Below are 20,748 nucleotides of genomic sequence, written 5' to 3' on the forward strand. Positions count from 1 at the left end.
GTTCTTACTTAAGAATTTTTTGGTGGTGCACGTAATTGCTTGTGAGTTAAGTTAAATGATTTGAAATTGATTGAAACAATATTTGTTTCAATATGCCTAGGTGGTACTGAAATTATTAATTCAGGAAAACGAATGATCTCGTAATTAAAAACCACAAAGTGAAAATCGCAAATTTCACATTTGGTTACTTTAGCATCGATATGGGTGCTATTATCAGTGCAAATAGTGTGTTTATGCCCTTCAAGAACATGCGAAAATTGGATAACAGTAGGCATAAGAAAAATTGCAAAAAGCAATAGCCCCAAAATGCTTTTACCAAACTGTTTTTTAAACTCCATTTATCTTCTTGTAGAAAATCAAAGAACAAACTTAAATAAATATTATTTAATTGAGTCCTAAAAAAAATCTATTAACATGAAATTAATTAAACCATCCTTTAAATTAAAAAACTAAATCTTTTAATTTTGAAAGTGAAATAATTCTTACTCTTGCGAGTAATCTTCAATAGAGTTTGAATCCTTTTCTTTGTCTTTTTTAAAAGTAATAGACGCAATTAATTGGTTAATATCCAATTCTTTTAAATCCTCATCAACATAAAATGGCGAAAGTTTATCATTATTATAATGGTAAACTTTCCAACGTTTAAAAGAATACTCCAAAGCGGTTAAATTTTCTACCCAATCCCCTGAATTTAAGTAGGTACACTGGCCATATTTATTTTCATAAACTTCTTTTTTTGGTTGATGAATATGTCCGCATATGACATAGTCGTACCCATTTTCAATAGCTAAATCAGCAGCCGTTTTTTCAAAGTCATTAATATATTTAACTGCTCCTTTTACACTGTTTTTAATGCGTTTTGATAACGAATACTTTTCTTTCCCTAAGCGTTCTAAAAACCAATTTATAAAACGGTTTATCAGTATTAACATATCATATCCATAACCTCCAAGCTTAGCTAACCACTTGGCATTTTGAATGGAAGCATCAAACACATCGCCATGAAAAAACCAGTTCTTTTTTCCATTTAAATCTAGGACCAGTTTGTCTACAATACTCACATATCCTATAGATGTATCACTAAATTTACGTAGCATTTCATCATGGTTCCCAGTAATATAGGTTACTTCTGTTCCATTAGAAGCCATACCTATAATTTTTTTTAAAACCTTTAAATGTGATGGAGGGAAATAGCGTTTACTAAATTGCCAAATATCAATAATATCACCATTAAGAATTAGTTTTTGGGGCTGTATGCTACTCAAATACGCGATAAGTTCATCGGCATGACAACCATAAGTCCCTAAATGCACATCTGAAATGACAACAACGTCTACTTTTCTTTTTTTCAAATCAATATGTTTTTACAAAAATAAACCCACTAGCGTCAAGCTATCATCAATTGAAAATCAACATTATATCAGTTAAATGTTAAATATATATTATGTGGTTCATTACAAAGTAAATTCTACATTAAGCGCGGTTTAAGTTTTGGTTTATATGAATTTAGAATTACCTTTGAAATTGTTAAAATTTAGATACTAATGGCAGGAAATACGTACGGATCAATATTTAAACTTTCCACTTTTGGAGAATCACATGGTGTGGCAATTGGTGGTGTTCTAGATGGTTGCCCTGCTGGTATTACCCTAGATTTTGAACAAATTCAGAACGAATTAGATCGTCGTAAACCAGGACAATCTGCAATCGTAACCCAACGAAAAGAACCAGATACGGTTGAATTTTATTCTGGGATTTTTGAAGGTAAAACTACGGGTACACCAATTGGTTTTGCAATCCATAACACCAACCAAAAATCGCACGATTATACACACATTAAAGATTCCTACCGTCCATCGCATGCTGATTATGTGTACGATCAAAAATATGGCTTTAGAGATTATCGTGGTGGCGGAAGAAGTTCTGCCCGTGAAACAGCAAGTAGGGTAGTTGCTGGAGCAATTGCCAAACAATTTTTAAAAAATATTAAAATTAACGCCTTTGTTTCTCAAGTTGGCGACTTAAAACTTAACAAATCATATACTGAATTAGATTTTTCTTTAATTGAAAGCAACCCTGTTCGTTGTCCAGATCCTGAGACAGCAGGCAAAATGGAAGATTATATAAAAGAAATTCGTAAAGAAGGCGACACCATTGGTGGCGTTGTAACTTGTGTTATTCAAAACGTACCTGTAGGATTAGGAGAACCTGTTTTTGATAAACTTCATGCAGAATTAGGCAAGGCAATGTTATCTATAAACGCCGTTAAAGGGTTTGAATATGGTAGTGGTTTTGATGGTGTTGCAATGAAAGGAAGTCAGCATAACGATCAGTTTAATTCAGATGGCACCACCAAAACAAATCAAAGCGGTGGAATACAAGGTGGCATATCTAATGGTATGGATATTTACTTTAATGTGGCCTTTAAACCCGTTGCTACCGTTATCCAGCCATACGAAACTATTGACAAAGAAGGGAATATGATTAAAACTCAAGGTAAAGGACGCCATGATCCATGCGTTGTTCCAAGGGCTGTTCCTATTGTAGAAGCAATGGCAGCTATAGTCTTGGCTGACTTCACTTTACTAAATAGAACAATAAAATTATAGTAAACCTATTGGTATTTTTCTACTCAAAAGAGTATCTTACTAGCCTAAATTATTTTTTATGAAGAAGCTAGAATTGCATTGGCAAATTTTAATCGGTATGCTAGCCGGAGTTTTATTTGCTTTTTTAATGGTACAGTTTGAATGGGGATCAAAATTTGTATCTGATTGGATTAAGCCTTTTGGAAACATTTTTATCAATTCTCTTAAACTAATCGCGGTTCCATTAATTCTTGCCTCGTTAATAAAAGGAATTTCAGATTTAAAGGATATCTCCAAGCTGTCTAAAATGGGTGGCCGTACCATTGGAATTTATATCGTTACCACAGTAATCGCTGTATCCATTGGACTTACAGTTGTAAATATTGTAAAGCCAGGAAAATCAATTTCAGAAGAAACTCGCGCTACACTTGTAGAAAACTATAAAGGTGATGCAGATTCTAGAATTGCCCAAGCAAACAAACAAAAAGAAGCTGGACCATTGCAGGCTTTAGAAGATATAGTACCAAGTAATATTTTTGCAGCAGCAAGCGATAATGGCAATATGTTACAAGTAATTTTCTTTGCTATTTTCTTCGGTATTGGTCTTATATTAATACCAGAAGAACAGTCTTCTCCTGTAAAAAAATTCTTTGACGGGTTTAATGAAGTCATTCTTAAACTTATAGATTTAATCATGTTAGCCGCGCCATATGGCGTATTTGCATTGTTAGCTGCTCTTGTTGTAGAATCTCCCAGTCTAGATCTATTTAAAGCACTAGGTTGGTATGCGCTTTGTGTAATTCTAGGTTTAATTTTAATGATCGGAGTATATATGAGTTTGGTATGGATTTTTACAAAAAAATCACCCTCATTTTTCTTAAAAGGCATTTCTCCAGCGCAACTATTAGCTTTTTCAACAAGCTCTAGTGCCGCAACATTACCTGTAACTATGGAACGCACAGAGGAACACCTTGGTGTTGACGAAGAGGTAACCAGTTTTGTATTGCCAATAGGTGCTACTATAAATATGGATGGCACCAGTTTATACCAAGCAGTAGCTGCAATATTTATTGCCCAAGCTTTTGGGATGAATTTAGATTTAGCTGCACAACTAGGCATTATTGTTACTGCCACCTTAGCATCAATTGGTAGCGCCGCAGTACCAGGTGCTGGAATGGTTATGCTTGTAATTGTACTTTCTCAAGCAGGAATACCTGAAGCTGGCCTTGCCTTAATCTTTGCGGTAGATAGACCATTGGATATGTGTAGAACCGTTGTGAATGTCACAGGTGACGCAGCAGTATCTATGATGGTAGCCAAATCAGTAGATAAATTACATGATCCCGTTGAAAAAAAATGGGACGATAATTACAAAAAATAAGGCCAACTAACCGTTAAAATATTCATTCTTTAGGACTCATTATTGGGTCCTAATTTTTTTTATACCTTTTTGTAAAATCAATCAATTCTTAGAATACATTAGCAAGGATTTTTTACAGCTCTTTGGTTTAACTAAGTATTGGGTTTTTCATGAAAAAATTAGCATTGCATTGGCAGATTTTATTCGGAATGGTATTGGGAATACTGTTTGGTTTTTTTATGCTCCATGTTACTGGAGGTAATGTAATTATTAAAAATTGGGTTAATCCTTTTGGGGTAATATTCATTAATTTATTGAAACTTATCGCCATCCCCTTAATCCTAGCATCATTAATTAAGGGTATTTCAGACTTAAAAGATATATCTAAGTTCAAGAATATAGGCCTAAGAACCATGCTGATTTTTATTACCACTACCATTATCGCTATAACTATTGGTTTGGTGGTTGTAAATATTTTTAATCCAGGGGTTGGAATCTCCCCAGAAACCATTGAAAAATTAACGAGTACTTATGTCTCAGATGCCGGTGTACAATCAAAAATTGCTGAAGCCTCCCAACAAAAAAACATAGGACCCTTACAGTTTTTAATGGATATGGTGCCAGATAACATCTTTACGGCATTGGGCAATAACAAGCTTATGTTGCAGGTGATTTTCTTTACTGTTTTTTTAGGGATATCTATGCTGCTTATTGGAGAAGAAAAAGCCAGACCCTTAAAAAATGTGTTTGATTCACTTAATGATGCGGTTTTAAAAATGGTAGATTTAATCATGTATACCGCCCCAATTGCAGTATTTGCTTTGCTTGCTAATGTTGTGGTAAGTTCTGGTGATCCGGATTTGCTATATGCCTTATTAAAGTACGCTGGTGTTGTCTTATTAGGATTATTTTTAATGATGGTTTTTTATGCCCTTGTCATCGCTTTTGTTGTAAAAATACATCCATTTTGGTTTCTAAAAAAAATGATTCCTGCGCAACTACTAGCATTTTCAACTAGCAGTAGTGCAGCAACGTTACCTGTAAACATGCGTATTGTTGAAGAAGAAATAGGAGTAGACCAAGAAGTATCTAGCTTTGTATTGCCCGTTGGCGCAACGGTAAATATGGACGGAACAAGCTTATACCAAGGAGTAGCTGCAGTGTTTATTTCTCAAGCCTTAGGTTTTCCATTAGATCTGCAAGATCAATTAATGATTGTATTGACTTCTTTATTAGCATCAATTGGTTCCGCCGCGGTACCTGGAGCAGGAATGGTGATGTTAGTGATTGTCTTAGAATCTATTGGTTTTCCTTCGGATAAACTGGCAATTGGATTAGCATTAATTTTTGCTGTGGATAGGCCGTTAGACATGTGCAGAACTATCATTAACATTACTGGAGATGCCATGGTAAGTTTACTAGTTGCTAAATCTGTAGGTAAAATAGACTATACAAAAGCCAAGAAACGTTAGTACTGACTAATCTAGATTCATTAACTTGCGACGTTTTTAAAAGCATTTTTATGGCGACAAATAATTTCAAAGATTTAGAAAACGAATACGGTAATTTGTTTGATATAGATTCAAATTTAGACCGCCTCGTAAAGAAAATTGAATTATTGAGTTATTTAAATCCGCTAAATGCTGAGAAAGAAAAACAGCAATTTTTTGCTTCAAAATACACCAAAGATCCTGTATTAAAATATCCTAAAATAAAATTTCATCCGTATAAATTACATCGGATGTTTTTTTCACAACGTTTGGAGCGCATCACAGACCAACAAGTACAAAAACTTTATCAGGATATCATATACTATTATTCCAACATGGTTCAATGTATACAAACCATAGGAGAACCTAAGAAATTTCATTACAATTCTCTGAGAGTTTACGGAACCCCTACAGAGAAAGATGTTCAGAATGCACAATTTATTTTACATCATTCAGATGAGCCAGGTGGAGCGGATATGGATAAAATTTACTCCCCTGAAGATGCAAAGAATTATTTTGAGGAGTTTTCTAAACAATACAATTTTCCTTTAAATATAAAATTATCTACCGCAATAGCTGCAGATGCAATGGTTAGCAACAGCACTCAAACTTTATTGATTAAGAAGAATACCAAGTTTAGTAAAAATCAATTGTTAACACTTGCAAACCATGAAATAGGGGTCCATTTGGTAACCACTTACAATGGAATAGAGCAACCTTTGAAGATATTTTCCAATGGTTTCCCTCGTAATGTAGAGACACAAGAAGGTTTAGCAGTTTTCAGTGAGTATATGAGTGGCGCATTAACATTAAACAGACTTAAAACTTTAGCTTACAGAGTTTTAGCGTCTGATAGTTTAATTAAAGGTTATAGCTTTTCGGACACCTTTGATCTCATCCATGGTACCTATAAACTTAATAGAAACGATGCTTTTTCCATAACTATGCGCGTGCATAGAGGCGGTGGATTTACGAAAGACAGACTGTATTTAAGTGGATTAAGAAAAATATTTAAAAGACACCAAAGAGGAGAGTCTATGGACAATTTATTAACCGGCAAGGTTACCATGGATTATGAAGCTGATATAGTTCATCTTCAAAAATTAGGCCTCGCCAATCCGATTACACACAAAAACAGTGCTTACATTCAAAACAAGAATGAGAATAAAACCTTAGATTTTATTCTAAATCATTTAAAATAAAGCTAACTTTACAAAGTTATGCTTCTCCCTTTTGGGTATTTTACTTGAAATGAAAATGATTCTTTTGCTTCTTGTTGACTTTTTAAATTCATTTTCCATGTCAGTAAGCCTTTTTCCTTATCGTAAGCTGCATTATTGGTAATAATATCATCTACTTTAATTTCCTTGTTTTGAGACACAGGAATACGATCCATCAGAACAAGATTAATATTGGTAGTTTTATTGTTTTTGATTTCAATATTATATGTCCTGTCTACAATGCGATTATTCCCAGTAAACGATTTGCTCTTAAAGTTTTTGTCTTGTTTTCTGGTTACAGTAATTCCATCATCAATACCTAAAGAAATGGTCATTTCTTTCTTTACAGCATAAGGGTCTATTGCAGTTTTGCCTGCGTATCCGCCATTAAAATAGATATTAGCTTCTCCAGGAATTAAATTTAACTTTTCCCAATCTGTGAAAGTAGCTGTTAAAAATACGTTTTCATTAATTATTGGTGCCGCAAAGAATTCATATTTAGCATCCAATTGGTACGTGTTTATTTCTATTGCGGTAATATCACCATTAGATGCAATAGAGTATGGCTTTTTAATTTGAAATTGAGTGCTAGTAACGGCATCCTCTGAGCTGCTTTTTTTAGTGGTTATTAAGATAATTCCGTTGGCTGCTCTACTGCCATAAATAGCAGTTGCTGCTTCTTCTTTTAGTATTTCTATGTTTTGTATTTCATTCACATCCAAATCACCTTCCACAAAATTTTCCACAGGAACACCATCAATAATATAGAGGGGTTGAGTTTCTTCAACTTTATAATTTGCCTTAACACTAGAAACACCTCTTATTTGAACACCCGCTACACGACCAGCTAGTGCTCTAGAAAAATCACTATTTGTAGTTCCATACCCAGAAACCACCACCTCTTCTAAAGAAGAAATATCTTCATCTAACCTTGTATTCATCACTGAGGAATATATAGGAATTTCATTGGACTGGAAGCCAATATATGAAAAACTCAATTCTTGTCCGTTTCCAACCTGCAAAGTGTATCTCCCATCAAAATCGGTTTGTGTGCCCGTATTAGTTCCTTTTACCATAACATTACAACCTGGCAATGGTTCACCGTTAGCATCGGTAACTATACCCGTTACCGTTCGTACCGAAGGGTTATAATTATATTTTGATTTCTTTACTTGAGTACTGTATGATTTTCTTTGACCAAAGTTTAGGTAATCTGTTGTTAACTCAGGCTTTACCGTAAATATATTAGGATTACCTGTGGATAAAACCAAAGAAACATTATCCCAATTTACACCTGTGTTTTGGTACACATGCGCCTTATAAGTTAGTTTTAACGGATCGTTTAACTTATTAGATTTTATATCGTAATTCGGAATCCATCCTGCTTCTTGTACGGTATACTTTAGTTCTAAGGTTAGTTTTGTAGCAATTGGCGAATCAAACTTTATAGTTATTTCTCCCTTTGGAATAGAAGGTGTACTATTTTTATCTGCAAATTGCTTTTTTAAATTTAGAATATCTTCATTTAAAACATTGATTTTTAGATTAGTTCTAAAAATTTCATTTTTAATAGCCGTAATACGTTCTCTATAGTAGGTGCTGATCTGCTTTACTTTTTCCAATTCTAACGATTGGTTATCTGTACTTACCATTCTATTGGTATTGATAACACTTTCCTCTTCTTGCAATCCAAAAATTATATTTTTGAACAATGCCACTTCTAGCTCAATTGCTTCTATTTTTTTGGTTAAAGTTTCGGCCTCTTCATTAGAAATACTTTTGTCTAGATAATTAATATCATAAGAAATAGCTAAGACCGAAGCAGCTTGTAAACCAGAAATTTGAATGCTATTTTCATCAATTTTTGAAGATAAACCCGAAAAGGTGTACTCCGTACTGCCTTCTTTTAGCTCAAAACTGGCAGTTCTAATAATTTCAGCGCTATTTAAATAAACGGTAACTGACTTAATTTTTGAAGGTAATTTATCAGCTCCAAAAACTAAAAAGGGTAAAAACACGAGTAATGCGATACATTTTTTCATCTTAAGTTGGTTTAGAATTTGTATAAACCTAAGACGACATTACAGCAAATAAAACAATGAATTAGTAAACGCTAAGTTTGAGTGAGGCAACTAATCAATTTTGTACTTGTAGTGTTTTTTAATCTAAAAATTTAGCTCTTAATTCAGGAGTCGGGATCATGCACGCATCTTTTTTACCATACCACTTATAGCGATTTTTGGCAATATAATCATAAACCATATTTCTAAAACCCTCTGGCAACCATTCAAAAACTGCTAAGAGCGACCATAAACCTCCAAATGTTTTTCCAACTTTAAGAGCGGCAGTAGACTTAGTATAATAGGCAATACCAGGCTCTATTAAAATAATAGAATCCACTTGTGAAGTATCAATATTACGTTCCGCAGTCATTTTTTTTCCTGTTTCACTTTGCAAAGCTGCAAAACGATACATATCATTCTTATCATGCTTTATTACCAGTTGTATTGATGAATTACAAAGATTGCAAACACCATCAAAAAGAATAATTTTATGCGATTTAGTTGAAGTCATACTTAAATTCTAATACTACTATACAAAGATACGTCATGGCAAATTAGCTATCTAAAAAATGTTTCAAATACCTTAAATTTTGGTTGAAGTTACCTTGGGTTAAACTAGACCTGGCAATTGCCCAAGTTAAATTCTACTTTATTTCTTAGCCTCAACCAATTCTAATTGACTAATACTCACATTTGTTGTAAACATACCGTAATTAACCACAGCCTTATTTTTTTCTAATTTATCTATTGTTCCAATGGCTTTACCATCGATCATACGGACCCGATCGCCAAGTTTAAAGACTGGTTTAGGCTTGTTCTTTTCAACAATTGCTTTTACTTTTTTCTCCTTCTTCTTCTCTTCTCGGATCACTTCAACCTTTTTAATTACCTCTTTTTCAACGGCAACTTTTTTGGCCTTTTCAATTTTCACCTCTTGAGCCGATTTTTTCTTACGCTTGCTATTCTCAGTTTCTACAATACGCAACAATTCTGAAACTAAAGGACGTTTCTTTTTGTCTTGAAAATACTTTAATGCAGCATCGTTCAACTTATTACCCAAATAAATCATACGCTGACTAGAATCGTATAATTCTTGATAATTTTCTAATTTAGATTTTACTTTAGAATTTAATTCTTCTAGACGTTGTGCTTCACCACGTGCCTTAGACTCTTCTTCTTTTAACTTAGAGCCGGTTTTAGCCATAGTGCTTCGCTCTTTCTGTAGTTTGGCAATAGTAGCATCAAAACGCACTTTACCGCTCTCAATCTTCTTTTTAGCGCGATTTATTAAACTAAAAGGTATTCCGTTTTTTTGAGCCACCTCAAAAGTAAATGAGCTACCTGCCTGACCTAAAACTAACTGATAAGTAGGCTCTAGTGTTTTAGCATCAAAAAGCATATTAGCATTCGTAGCGTGCGGCAACTCATTAGCCAATAATTTTAAATTGGAGTAGTGTGTAGTAATTACTCCATACGACCCACGCTCATAAAATACTTCAAGAAAAATTTCTGCTAAGGCGCCTCCTAATTCAGGATCACTACCTGTTCCAAATTCATCAATTAAAAACAAGGTTTTGTCATCGCATTTACGTAAAAAATAGTTCATGTTTTTCAACCGATAACTATACGTACTTAAATGATTTTCAATAGATTGGTTGTCACCAATATCTGTCAAGATTCTATTAAACAAACAGACTTTGCTACGCTCGTGGACTGGAATTAATAATCCACTTTGTAGCATTATTTGAAGAATTCCTAAAGTTTTTAGCGTAATACTTTTACCTCCTGCATTAGGTCCAGAAATAACGATAATTCTGTTTTCTTCATGCAATGCTATAGTTTGCGGAAAGGTCTTTTCGTTTTTTCTTTTGTTAGTTAAATAGAGTAGTGGATGATAAGCATCACGCAAATACAACTCCTTAGTTTCACTAATTTCTGGCATAATTGCATTCATTTCTGATGCATACTTTGCCTTAGCAGCAGTAATATCTATATGTGCTAAAAAATGTTGATAGGCAGCAAGCTCAGGAATATAGGGTTGTATATGCGCTGTTAAAGCCTTTAAAATACGTTGTACTTCTTCTCGTTCGTCAAACTCAAGATTGTTTAATTGTCGACTAAATTGTAATGCAGCTTCTGGCTCAATATATACTATACTTCCTGTTTTAGAAGTACCCATTACTGCTCCTTTCACCTTCTTTCGGTGCATAGATTTTACTGCTAATACACGACGATTATCTACAACAGATTCTCTAATTTCATCTAAAAAATCTGATGATTGATAGGTCGATAAAGCCCTTCCAAAACTCTGGTTAATTTTACTTTTTACTTGATTAATTTCAGAACGAATTAATCGTAAATTATCAGATGCATTATCTTTTATTTCTCCAAAACGATCTATAACGGCATCAATCTGAATGGGAATTTCTAAATTAAGTTCTACTACTTCAGATGCCTCAAAAAGTAAGGGATAATAGTCCTTAAATTTTTTGAAAAACTTTTTTAGCACATTTACAGTACTACAAATATTTCCAATTTTTCTGAATCCCGCTATTTCAATCGTAGCATTTTCAATTTTTAATAATTTAAGCTCTTGATTGATGGCGTCAAAACCATGATTAGGTATTCTGTTATCATTAGTAAATGAGGATACATACTCAGAGGTTTGCCCTAAATTCATGACAATTGCCTCCTTTGAGTTTAAAGGAACAATTTGCAAAGCTATTTCTTTACCCAATTCTGTATTACAGCGAGCAGAAATCTGATTTAAAACAGTATTAAATTCTAAATCCTTTAATGTTTTTTCATTAATCTTATTCATAGCGATTCAAAGATACATTGAAAAAAATATTCCACAGGAACATCATTTTTAATTATCTAATAAAAATAATATAATTGAAGCTTCTCAGTAGTGAAAATTCGAGCTAGTTCACAACAAATTAATGTTTAGAACGTTCTTATTTAGCTGTTTTATGCATTAACAAGAGTATTCAACCTGAATTTGTCCCTTATGAAAACCCAAATTAAAATATTTTTTTATTTAAGTATTGCCATTGTTGTTTCTTCGTGTAGTTCTACAAATAGAATGACCATGGGGGTAACCAATCCGGCGAAAGTATATCTTTCACCAGAAATTACTAGGGTAGGAATTATCAATAGAAGTACTCCAACAAAAAATAATAACGCATTAGATAAAATAGATCAAATTCTATCTGCAGAAGGATTAAATCTAGATAAAAAAGGAGCTGAAGCAGCAATTTCTTCTTTGGCTGCCGAACTAAGTGTTATCAAAAATTTTGAAGAAATTAAAATAATTCAAGATGTTGAAGAAGTAAAGAGCGGATTAGCTGTTTTACCAGCAAAATTATCTTGGGATATTATTGAAAAATTATGTGTGGAAAATAATGTAGATGTTATTTTTTCTTTAGCATTTTATGATACAGATACAAAAACTTCTTTCAAAGTAACCACAATGCCAGTAGAAAATAATCTAGGTGTAAAAGTTAGTGTTCCTGCACAAGAAGTTACCCTAAATACTTTTGTTACTTGTGGATGGCGCTTATATGATCCACAGACAAAATTAGTAATAGATGAGTACATTTATAATAAAAATATGGCGTTTACGGGCCAAGGCATAAACCCTATTAAAGCTGTTGAAGCAGTAAAACGCCGAAATGAAACTATTCAAGAATACAGTCAAAATGTTGGGATTGCCTACGCTACAAGATATATACCTAACAATGTTCGAATTTCAAGAGAATATTATATAACTGGGTCAGATAACTTTAAAATAGCACAAAGACGTGCTTTAACTGGCGATTGGTCTGGAGCTGCTGACCTATGGAAACAAGAATTAAATAGTTCTGATGCCAAAGTTTTGGGTCGTGCGTATTACAACATGGCTATTAGTAGCGAAATAAATGGTGATTTAGATCAGGCTATTAGTTATGCATCTAAGGCCTATTCTGACTACAAAAATAAATTAGCATTGGAATATGTTAACATATTAAAATACAGACAACAACAAAATCAAATTTTAGAACAACAGCTTTCTCGCTAATACACTATAAATACCTTTTTTAAGAATCGGTTTTATTTTAATTATTTTTGAAAGATTGTAATTCAAAAATAATGGAGTTAACTATTCAAGAAAGTTGGAAAAATACATTAAAAGAGGAGTTTGAAAAGCCATACTTTCTTGATTTAATGGATTTTGTAGAAAAGGAATACGCAATGCATACGTGCTATCCCGAAATGTCTTCTGTTTTCGCTGCATTTAATGCTTGTTCTTTTCAAGATACCAGAGTGGTAATACTTGGGCAAGATCCATATCACGGCCCTAATCAAGCAAACGGACTGTGTTTTTCAGTAAAAAATACGGTGCCGCACCCACCGTCATTACAAAACATTTTTAAAGAAATATCACTTGATTTAGGCACTAATTACCCAGAAAGCGGGGATTTAGAACGATGGGCACAACAAGGTGTCCTGCTTTTAAATGCAACCTTAACCGTTAGAGCTCATGAAGCTGGTAGTCATCAAAAAAAAGGTTGGGAACAATTTACCGATGCGGTAATTAAAAAAATCTCTTCAGAAAAGAATGCTGTTATTTTTATGCTATGGGGAGGTTATGCTAAAAAAAAAATAAAATTAATTGATACGGAAAAACACCATATACTTTCTTCAGGACATCCCTCTCCTTTAAGTGCGAATAGGGGATATTGGTTTGGAAATAAGCATTTTAGCCGTGCGAATTATCTGCTAGAAAAAACAGGCAATTCCAAGATTATGTGGTAAAAATAGTAAATTGAGCTTAAGTTTTTTTTTGAGGGGCTAGTTAAATTATTTATTTTCGCTATTTTTAAGAAAACCTAAACCATTATAAACAAATAGATTTTTTACAATGATAGCATTAGGTTACCAGACCTCAATTGAGGCACATTACACATTATTATCCAAAACTAACCATAATAGGCCTTAATATGAATGTGAAATCTATTTTACTTGTAGACGATGACGAATCAACAAACTTTATAAATAGTGTTTTTATAAAAAAACTAGATATAGATGTTGATGTTTACAAAGCTTTAAACGGAGCCGAAGCGCTAGAAATTTTAGAAGAATCTATCGGTGATCCAGATTTTTTCCCTTGCCTTATTACGTTAGATATTAACATGCCGGTTATGAATGGTTGGACTTTTTTAGATAACTATAAAAAATTATCTCCTTCTATAAAAAACAATTGCGTTATTGTAATGACCACCGTAAGTGAAGATGAAAAAGATTTAATTAGAGCTAATAAAAACCAGGATATTAAAGAATATTTTCAAAAACCAATGTCCGATGAAAAATTTAGCACCTTATTAAACGAATACTTCCTTTAAAATTTACTTAGCCGAATACAAAATAGTATCGGCCTTAAGTTTTGTAGTTATCAAATTTAAATCTAAAAGCGTATTCTGAATATTTGTAAGGGTAGTTGCGCTTAATTTAGACTGACTCCAACGGGTTAAACTCAACCATTCTTGTATATCAATCAATTTTTGACCGTAGGCATTCGCTAGCGTTTTGTCTATACTAGGTATCGTTTTAAATTCGGAGGTATAGGTATTTATCACCTCTAAAATATGCTGTAAAACACTAGACTTTTCAGCTATAATTGCATCTGTTGCTGCAATAACAAAGCATGGCCAAGGAGTAGGGCAGTCAGTAATACGTCTAAATGTACCATTATCTACCAATGGTTTTGTGGTAAAACGTTCCCACATAAAATAATCCGCCTCTTTATTCGTAAGTGCTTGAACAGCACCCTCTAAATTATTTATAACTTTAAACGAATCTTCATTTATTTTCCAAGATTGATTCTTAGCATTTACATAGGCCATAAGATGGCTTCCACTTCCAAAACGACTAATTGCAGCTTTGGTGTTTTCGAGATCAGATATAACTTTATAGTTGCTATTAGCTGCAACATGTATACCCCATAACAATGGTGTTGCTATATATTCTTGAACAATTTTTGAAGGATTTCCTTCGGTGATACTTTTTACAATACCTTCAGTTAAAATTATTGCTAAATCGGTTTCATTATTTTCTAGTAATTGACACATTCTTCCCGTTCCCTCCGGAATATCTGTCCATTCTAAATCAATTCCTCTTTCTTTAAAAGCATTTTCTTCAATAGCCATATGCCAAGGAAGATTAAAATGTTCTGGAACACCTATTATTCTAACCTTTTTCATTTTCCAGATGTTAATTTTTCCAGGGTTAACTGTATTAAAAGATCAATAGATTTTAAGGGATCTTTGGAGAACTCACCAGTACTTCTGTTTGCCAAAATACAATTTAAACTAATGGCGCTATGTCCCAAAAGCCTTGCGAGCCCATATATTCCTGCAGTTTCCATTTCTAAATTGGTAATTTTCAATCCTCTATAATCAAAAGAAGAGAGTTTAGAATTTAGCGAATCATCTTGAGTTTGCAAGCGTAATTTTCTTCCTTGTGGACCGTAAAAACCAACATTAGTAGCTGTAAAACCATTGTTAAGCGAATTATTGAACAGCCTTTGTGCTAAATTGTCATCGCAAGTAACTACATAGGGTACAGATTTATATTTTGACCAGTTTGTATGCTTCATAAATTCATTCTGAAGCGTATCATTTAATATATGTTCCGCATTGTAAAAACGAAGTAAACTATCAAAACCTATGGCTTGTTTGCTTAATAGAAAAGAATCTATTGGAATGTCTGGTTGTATGGCTCCTGAAGTGCCAATACGTATAATATCTAATTTCTTTTTAGTCCTATTGATTGTTCTCGACGTAAAATCAATATTTAATAAGGCATCAAGTTCGTTTAAAACAATATCTATATTATCAGTCCCAATACCTGTCGAAATCACCGATATTCGTTTACCATTTAATACACCTGTATGCGTATGAAATTCGCGTTTGCCTTTTTTTAGTTCAATTACGTCAAAATATTTAGACACTTCGGCGACCCGATCTGGATCTCCAACCGTTATAATGGTTTCTGCTAAATCTTCTGGTAATAAATTAAGGTGGTAAATGCTATTATCTGCATTTAAAATAAGCTCTGAGGGCTCTAGCTGCATGCTACAATTTTAAAATTCTATTGGTATTTGAATTATATAAGAAGTTATATTTTAAAGCGCCACCTAAATACACATCATTCTCTTGAATACATGAATAATAACTAGTTTCGCCTTTTAAAATAGATTTTCCTGTTTGGGTAAGTCTTACTGGATTAAATGAAGAGAACAACGGTTTTAATCTTCCTAAGGCTCTTTGATATTGACTGTCACCAAAACCTAAAATTCCTTGATTCTTAAGTAAGGTACTAATAAACTCTCCTTTGGAACCTGGTTTATGGTTCATGGCAACATTTAAAATATTAGTTTCCATATCATTCAAACCATTCTTTATGGAAGGAAATCTATGTAAATGTGCTTGTATACTATCCCCTAAATACTTAAAATGATAATTGCTAAAATCAGATACATTTTCTAATCTAATTGGGTTGTCACTACAATACAATTGCCAAACGTAGTCTGCAAATTCTATGTCATCTTGAGTTAGTATAGTTTTATTCTTATACAATTTTTGCAACTGATCATCGCTTAAATCATTTAGAGCGTATAAGGTATTACTGTCATCTTCTTTACCACTACATACTAAAGAGATTTGCGCATATTTTCTATGCGTTTTTAACCAGCTGATTACTGCCAACATATTTATTTGGCAAAATAAATCGTATTCAAACCAAAGAATAATTTCATCTTGCTTTTTATGATTGCATAATGATCTGTACTCTTTTAGGGTTTTTTCTATAAAAATAGATTTTGATACTTTATAATTCTTGTTTAAAAAATCGAAACGAGTTTTCCAAAAGGATTCACTACCCACATTGGTTTCTGTTTTACCTTCGCAAAGCATTTCTCTCCAGGTGATAATATCGCCTGGCAGATTTAAAGTTTTTAGTTTTTCGGTAAAATTATCTCCGTTTGTAATGTGAAGTAGGGAACTCATTTAGGTGATATTTTAAATTAAGGTGAATAAAAGTACTACAAATTGTAAAATTAATAAAGACAATTAACAGTTTTCAACCGCCAACTCTTTTTACTTTAAAGCCTTTCTCTTTTAATATAACCATTATTTTATCGCGATAATCGCCTTGAATAATGATAGAATCATCTTTAAAACTACCGCCAACGCTAAGTTTTGTCTTTAACTCTTTAGCTAATTTTTTAAAGTCCTCATCAGCACCAGTATACCCCTCTAAAATTGTAATAGGTTTACCTTTTCGCTTTTCATATTTACATAGTATAGGGTCCTCTTGCATCCAAATTTGCTCTTTTGGGCTGCTTGATTCTTCTTCAGTAATTTCATGATCGGGAAAAAGGTTTTTTAACTGGTCTTTTAAATCCATCTAATTATTTTTTTAACTAACAATCTAATAAACGTCTATGATAATTTACTTGGCCTAAATGGTAGGATAAATGTGCGGTTAAGTGAACGAAAAAAAAGCCTGTTGTTTTTTCTTCTGTAAAATGAGCTACAAGAGCTGGCTTTTCTAGGTCTTCATCAGAAAGTAAATTAAATGTCGCATCTACAACCGCAATAACAGCTTCTATTTGCGCTATTAATTCCGTACGTTTCACATCCCTCAATGAGAATTCAGCGTCTCTATTTCGAACATAGCCTGTGTTGCCATAAGCAGCACCTATAAACGTATTTAGATTCCCTACAAGATGTAAACAAAGGGTGCCGGCCGAATTGGTAATATTTTTATTTACATACCAAATGGCAGAATCATTTTGGTAACTTTCTATTTCAATTTTAAGCTTATTTAAATCTCTAGTAAGTATTTCTTTTAGTGTATTTACGAGCATTTGGTTATTTCTTAATTAAACCTAATTCAATTAAACGCTCATGTAAAAACTCCCCAGCGGTAATATCATCATATAATTTTGGATGATCAGCATCAATACAATTCTCTAAACAATTTAAGGACATTTCGCTAATAGGATGCATAAAAAATGGCACAGAATATCTAGAAGTACCCCATAATTCTCTTGGAGGATTTACTACTTGATGTATGGTTGATTTTAATTTGTTGTTGGTTAATCTAGATAACATATCACCAACATTAATCATTAATTCATCGGGTCTAGCAATAGCATCTACCCATTCGTCATTATGATTTTTTACTTGTAACCCTTTACCATGTGCGCCCATTAAAAGCGTAATTAAATTTATATCTCCATGGGCAGCAGCACGTACTGCGTTTTTAGGCTCCGAAGTAATTGGAGGGTAATGTATAGGCCTTAAAATAGAATTCCCATTTTTAATATAATCATCAAAATAGGTTTCTTCTAAATTTAAATGAAGTGCTAAGGCTCTTAATACATACTTTGCCGTTTTTTCAAGCATTTTGTAGGTTTCTTTACCAACTTCATTAAATTTTGGTAATTCTTTCACTATCACATTGGCAGGATATTCCTTTTCCAATCTTGGGTTATCTTCTACATATTGACCAAAATGCCAAAATTCCTTTAAATCGCCTTCTTTTCTACCTTTTGCATGTTCTTTACCAAATGAAGTGTAGCCTCTTTGACCACCAATACCTGGAATTTCATAAGAATCTTTTACCTCCTGAGGTAATTTAAAAAACTGTTTTATTTCATCATATAAATCGTCAACTAATTTATCCGATAAAAAATGACCACTTAGTGCTACAAAGCCAATATTCTCAAAAGCAGCACCTATTTCTTTTATAAATTTTTCTTTTCTTTTTGAATCACCAGATACAAAGTCCTCTAAATTAACACTTGGAACTAAACTCATATTCATTAAATTTTAATCAAATTTAATAAAATATACAGAACCTTCTATTGTTATGTTTGTTTTTATGATTCGCTTTTTTGTTACATTTATACTATATCAAAAAATGTACTAATACGCTAGCATATGCAGTATACTGATTACTCCGTAACAGACCAAAAAAAGCTTGAACTGTACAAACAGCTTATAAAACCTAGAATGATAGAAGAAAAAATGTTAATTCTTCTACGACAAGGCAGAATATCTAAATGGTTTAGTGGTATTGGACAAGAAGCTATTTCGGTAGGAGTTACTTCGGCAATGCATGCTTCAGAATATATTTTGCCCATGCACCGTAATTTAGGGGTATTTACAACGCGAGAAATTCCATTATACCGCCTTTTTACGCAATGGCAAGGTAAAGCAAGTGGATTTACAAAAGGGCGTGATCGTAGTTTTCATTTTGGATCTCAGGAATTTAATATTGTGGGTATGATTTCCCATTTGGGGCCACAATTAGGGGTAGCTGATGGTATTGCTTTAGCTAACCTACTAAAAAAACAAAAACATGTAACTGCCGTATTTACTGGAGAAGGGGCAACAAGTGAAGGCGATTTTCATGAAGCTTTGAATGTTGCCGCTGTCTGGAATTTACCCGTACTATTTTGTATAGAAAACAATGGTTACGGACTTTCAACACCAACCAATGAACAGTTTAAATGTGAAAACTTAGTGGACAAAGGTATTGGATATGGCATGGAGTCGCACATAATTGATGGTAACAATATTCTTGCTGTATACACCAAAGTAAATTCAATTTGCGCTGATTTACGCGAAAACCCACGTCCTGTACTCTTAGAATTTAAGACTTTTAGAATGCGCGGCCATGAAGAGGCAAGTGGTACCAAATATGTGCCTAAAGAATTAATGGATGCCTGGGAAAAGAAAGACCCTATTAGTAATTATGAAAATTACCTGCTCAGTGAAAAAATATTAAATACTGATAAAATTAGAGCGATTAAAGCTGTTATACAAACCGAGATTGACGAGAATTTAAACATTGCTTTTAACGAAGAAGAGATTCATTCTGATATTGAAAATGAATTAAATGATGTGTACAAACCATTTGATTATAAAGAAGTTATCCCAAAATCTAAAACAGAAAATATTCGTTTAGTCGATGCTATTTCGCAAGGGTTAAAACAATCCATGGAGCAACACGATAATCTAGTGCTCATGGGGCAAGATATTGCGGATTATGGTGGTGTTTTTAAGATTACCGAAGGCTTTATGTACGAATTTGGTAAAGAACGCGTACGCAATACCCCAATCTGTGAATCGGCTATAGTTTCTACCGCAATGGGATTATCAATAAATGGAATGAAAGCCGTTGTAGAAATGCAATTTGCAGATTTTGTAAGTAGCGGATTTAATCCTATTGTAAACTATTTGGCTAAATCATACTACCGATGGAACGAACATGCCGATGTGGTGGTTCGTATGCCTTGTGGAGCAGGAGTAGGAGCAGGACCTTTTCATTCGCAAACCAATGAAGCTTGGTTTACTAAAACTCCAGGATTAAAAGTTGCCTATCCGGCTTTTCCGTATGATGCTAAAGGATTACTAGCTACAGCAATTAATGATCCAAATCCTGTACTATTTTTTGAACATAAAGCTTTATACCGTAGCAAATATCAAGAAGTACCTTTAGATTATTACACATTACCTTTTGGAGTTGCTTCCTTATTAAAAAAAGGGGATACCATTAGTATTGTGAGCTATGGAGCAGGGGTGCATTGGGCCTTGGATACTTTAGAAAAACATCCAGAAATTTCGGCAGACTTATTAGATCTTAGAACATTACAACCTCTTGATATAGCAGCTGTTTACGCATCAGTAAAAAAAACAGGGAAACTTATTATTCTCCAAGAGGATAGTCTATTTGGTGGTGTCGCCAGTGATATTGCTGCCCTAGTAATGGAAAATTGTTTTGAATTTTTAGATGCTCCCGTCAAAAGAGTAGCTAGTTTAGAAACTCCTATTCCCTTTGCTAAAAATTTAGAAAACAACTACTTACCTAAACAAAGATTTGAACAAAGTATGTTAGAATTATTGGCGTATTAGTATATCAGTCAAAAATAATTTTCTTCGCATTAATACCTTTTTCAAGTTCTATGGAACTTGC

The 20,748-nt window shown here is 33.3% G+C and carries 19 protein-coding genes; 8 read left to right on the forward strand and 11 right to left on the reverse strand.

Features of this window, described 5'->3' with window-relative positions; genetic code table 11:
* Window positions 1–8: 8 nt before the first annotated feature.
* Together B8963_RS11735 and B8963_RS11740 are read right to left on the reverse strand one after the other, a co-directional pair.
* Window positions 9–338, reverse strand: coding sequence for a hypothetical protein (locus B8963_RS11735; RefSeq protein WP_084061723.1), 330 nt, complete (start codon window positions 336–338; stop codon window positions 9–11).
* Window positions 339–482: 144 nt separating this feature from the next.
* Window positions 483–1,352, reverse strand: a complete 870-nt coding sequence (locus B8963_RS11740) for a UDP-2,3-diacylglucosamine diphosphatase (protein ID WP_084061724.1) — start codon at window positions 1,350–1,352, stop codon at window positions 483–485.
* A 192-nt stretch (window positions 1,353–1,544) separates the two neighbouring features.
* On the opposite strand from B8963_RS11740, the gene aroC reads away from it, so the two are divergent.
* The 4 genes from aroC (at window position 1,545) to B8963_RS11760 (ending at window position 6,640) form a co-directional block, all read left to right on the forward strand.
* A complete protein-coding gene (aroC, locus tag B8963_RS11745) occupies window positions 1,545–2,609 on the forward strand; it encodes a chorismate synthase (RefSeq protein WP_084061725.1) in 1,065 nt (354 codons plus the stop codon).
* A 58-nt stretch (window positions 2,610–2,667) separates the two neighbouring features.
* The gene (locus tag B8963_RS11750; protein WP_084061726.1) at window positions 2,668–3,969 is read left to right on the forward strand and encodes a dicarboxylate/amino acid:cation symporter; all 1,302 of its coding nucleotides are present in this window, start codon (window positions 2,668–2,670) and stop codon (window positions 3,967–3,969) included.
* A 149-nt stretch (window positions 3,970–4,118) separates the two neighbouring features.
* Complete coding sequence (locus B8963_RS11755; RefSeq protein WP_084061727.1) at window positions 4,119–5,420, forward strand: dicarboxylate/amino acid:cation symporter; 1,302 nt, start codon at window positions 4,119–4,121, stop codon at window positions 5,418–5,420.
* A 50-nt stretch (window positions 5,421–5,470) separates the two neighbouring features.
* Complete coding sequence (locus B8963_RS11760; RefSeq protein WP_084061728.1) at window positions 5,471–6,640, forward strand: peptidase MATCAP family protein; 1,170 nt, start codon at window positions 5,471–5,473, stop codon at window positions 6,638–6,640.
* 8 nt (window positions 6,641–6,648) lie between these two features.
* On the opposite strand, the gene B8963_RS11765 is transcribed toward B8963_RS11760, so the two are convergent.
* The 3 genes from B8963_RS11765 to B8963_RS11775 form a co-directional block, all read right to left on the reverse strand.
* Window positions 6,649–8,700 (reverse strand): DUF4139 domain-containing protein, encoded by a 2,052-nt coding sequence (locus B8963_RS11765; RefSeq protein ID WP_084061729.1) that lies wholly within the window; start codon window positions 8,698–8,700, stop codon window positions 6,649–6,651.
* Between the two features lie 118 nt (window positions 8,701–8,818).
* A complete protein-coding gene (locus B8963_RS11770; RefSeq protein WP_084061730.1) occupies window positions 8,819–9,232 on the reverse strand; it encodes a thiol-disulfide oxidoreductase DCC family protein in 414 nt (137 codons plus the stop codon).
* A 138-nt stretch (window positions 9,233–9,370) separates the two neighbouring features.
* A complete protein-coding gene (locus tag B8963_RS11775) occupies window positions 9,371–11,542 on the reverse strand; it encodes an endonuclease MutS2 (RefSeq protein WP_084061731.1) in 2,172 nt (723 codons plus the stop codon).
* A gap of 189 nt (window positions 11,543–11,731) precedes the next feature.
* On the opposite strand from B8963_RS11775, the gene B8963_RS11780 reads away from it, so the two are divergent.
* The 3 genes from B8963_RS11780 to B8963_RS11790 all read left to right on the forward strand — a co-directional run bounded on the left by B8963_RS11780 (window position 11,732) and on the right by B8963_RS11790 (window position 14,105).
* On the forward strand, window positions 11,732–12,781 hold the full coding sequence (locus B8963_RS11780; RefSeq protein WP_084061732.1) for a DUF6340 family protein: 1,050 nt from the start codon (window positions 11,732–11,734) through the stop codon (window positions 12,779–12,781).
* A gap of 71 nt (window positions 12,782–12,852) precedes the next feature.
* Window positions 12,853–13,518: a uracil-DNA glycosylase gene (locus tag B8963_RS11785; protein ID WP_084061733.1), complete on the forward strand. Its 666-nt coding sequence runs from the start codon at window positions 12,853–12,855 to the stop codon at window positions 13,516–13,518.
* Between the two features lie 185 nt (window positions 13,519–13,703).
* Window positions 13,704–14,105 (forward strand): response regulator, encoded by a 402-nt coding sequence (locus B8963_RS11790; protein WP_084061734.1) that lies wholly within the window; start codon window positions 13,704–13,706, stop codon window positions 14,103–14,105.
* 3 nt (window positions 14,106–14,108) lie between these two features.
* Here B8963_RS11790 and B8963_RS11795 read toward each other — a convergent pair whose 3' ends face one another.
* The 6 genes from B8963_RS11795 to B8963_RS11820 all read right to left on the reverse strand — a co-directional run bounded on the left by B8963_RS11795 (window position 14,109) and on the right by B8963_RS11820 (window position 18,587).
* Complete coding sequence (locus tag B8963_RS11795) at window positions 14,109–14,963, reverse strand: substrate-binding domain-containing protein (protein WP_084061735.1); 855 nt, start codon at window positions 14,961–14,963, stop codon at window positions 14,109–14,111.
* A complete protein-coding gene (locus B8963_RS11800) occupies window positions 14,960–15,835 on the reverse strand; it encodes a nucleoside phosphorylase (RefSeq protein ID WP_084061736.1) in 876 nt (291 codons plus the stop codon). Before B8963_RS11800 ends, B8963_RS11795 begins: the two co-directional genes overlap by 4 nt.
* Before the next feature lies 1 nt (window position 15,836).
* Window positions 15,837–16,769 (reverse strand): DUF1835 domain-containing protein, encoded by a 933-nt coding sequence (locus B8963_RS11805; RefSeq protein ID WP_084061737.1) that lies wholly within the window; start codon window positions 16,767–16,769, stop codon window positions 15,837–15,839.
* A 73-nt stretch (window positions 16,770–16,842) separates the two neighbouring features.
* Window positions 16,843–17,169: a translation initiation factor gene (locus B8963_RS11810; protein ID WP_084061738.1), complete on the reverse strand. Its 327-nt coding sequence runs from the start codon at window positions 17,167–17,169 to the stop codon at window positions 16,843–16,845.
* Window positions 17,170–17,185: 16 nt separating this feature from the next.
* On the reverse strand, window positions 17,186–17,632 hold the full coding sequence (locus B8963_RS11815; RefSeq protein ID WP_084061739.1) for a DinB family protein: 447 nt from the start codon (window positions 17,630–17,632) through the stop codon (window positions 17,186–17,188).
* Between the two features lie 4 nt (window positions 17,633–17,636).
* The gene (locus B8963_RS11820) at window positions 17,637–18,587 is read right to left on the reverse strand and encodes an isopenicillin N synthase family dioxygenase (protein WP_084061740.1); all 951 of its coding nucleotides are present in this window, start codon (window positions 18,585–18,587) and stop codon (window positions 17,637–17,639) included.
* 123 nt (window positions 18,588–18,710) lie between these two features.
* Between B8963_RS11820 and B8963_RS11825 the strand changes: the two genes are divergently transcribed.
* Entirely contained in the window at window positions 18,711–20,687 is a 1,977-nt protein-coding gene (locus B8963_RS11825; protein ID WP_084061741.1) for an alpha-ketoacid dehydrogenase subunit alpha/beta, read from the forward strand.
* The last annotated feature ends 61 nt before the right edge of the window (window positions 20,688–20,748 follow it).

Source organism: Cellulophaga tyrosinoxydans (assembly GCF_900176415.1).
Taxonomy (GTDB): Bacteria; Bacteroidota; Bacteroidia; order Flavobacteriales; family Flavobacteriaceae; genus Cellulophaga; species Cellulophaga tyrosinoxydans.

Excerpts from the sequence above, each read along its gene's own strand:
- B8963_RS11770 (WP_084061730.1), bottom strand. The coding sequence starts at position 9,232 with ATGACTTCAACTAAATCGCATAAAATTATTCTTTTTGATGGTGTTTGC.
- B8963_RS11795 (WP_084061735.1), bottom strand. The coding sequence starts at position 14,963 with ATGAAAAAGGTTAGAATAATAGGTGTTCCAGAACATTTTAATCTTCCT.
- B8963_RS11780 (WP_084061732.1), top strand. The coding sequence starts at position 11,732 with ATGAAAACCCAAATTAAAATATTTTTTTATTTAAGTATTGCCATTGTT.
- B8963_RS11755 (WP_084061727.1), top strand. The coding sequence starts at position 4,119 with ATGAAAAAATTAGCATTGCATTGGCAGATTTTATTCGGAATGGTATTG.
- B8963_RS11775 (WP_084061731.1), bottom strand. The coding sequence starts at position 11,542 with ATGAATAAGATTAATGAAAAAACATTAAAGGATTTAGAATTTAATACT.
- B8963_RS11760 (WP_084061728.1), top strand. The coding sequence starts at position 5,471 with ATGGCGACAAATAATTTCAAAGATTTAGAAAACGAATACGGTAATTTG.
- B8963_RS11800 (WP_084061736.1), bottom strand. The coding sequence starts at position 15,835 with ATGCAGCTAGAGCCCTCAGAGCTTATTTTAAATGCAGATAATAGCATT.
- B8963_RS11820 (WP_084061740.1), bottom strand. The coding sequence starts at position 18,587 with ATGAGTTTAGTTCCAAGTGTTAATTTAGAGGACTTTGTATCTGGTGAT.
- B8963_RS11750 (WP_084061726.1), top strand. The coding sequence starts at position 2,668 with ATGAAGAAGCTAGAATTGCATTGGCAAATTTTAATCGGTATGCTAGCC.
- B8963_RS11790 (WP_084061734.1), top strand. The coding sequence starts at position 13,704 with ATGAATGTGAAATCTATTTTACTTGTAGACGATGACGAATCAACAAAC.
- B8963_RS11810 (WP_084061738.1), bottom strand. The coding sequence starts at position 17,169 with ATGGATTTAAAAGACCAGTTAAAAAACCTTTTTCCCGATCATGAAATT.
- B8963_RS11805 (WP_084061737.1), bottom strand. The coding sequence starts at position 16,769 with ATGAGTTCCCTACTTCACATTACAAACGGAGATAATTTTACCGAAAAA.
- B8963_RS11735 (WP_084061723.1), bottom strand. The coding sequence starts at position 338 with ATGGAGTTTAAAAAACAGTTTGGTAAAAGCATTTTGGGGCTATTGCTT.
- B8963_RS11825 (WP_084061741.1), top strand. The coding sequence starts at position 18,711 with ATGCAGTATACTGATTACTCCGTAACAGACCAAAAAAAGCTTGAACTG.
- B8963_RS11765 (WP_084061729.1), bottom strand. The coding sequence starts at position 8,700 with ATGAAAAAATGTATCGCATTACTCGTGTTTTTACCCTTTTTAGTTTTT.
- B8963_RS11785 (WP_084061733.1), top strand. The coding sequence starts at position 12,853 with ATGGAGTTAACTATTCAAGAAAGTTGGAAAAATACATTAAAAGAGGAG.
- aroC (WP_084061725.1), top strand. The coding sequence starts at position 1,545 with ATGGCAGGAAATACGTACGGATCAATATTTAAACTTTCCACTTTTGGA.
- B8963_RS11815 (WP_084061739.1), bottom strand. The coding sequence starts at position 17,632 with ATGCTCGTAAATACACTAAAAGAAATACTTACTAGAGATTTAAATAAG.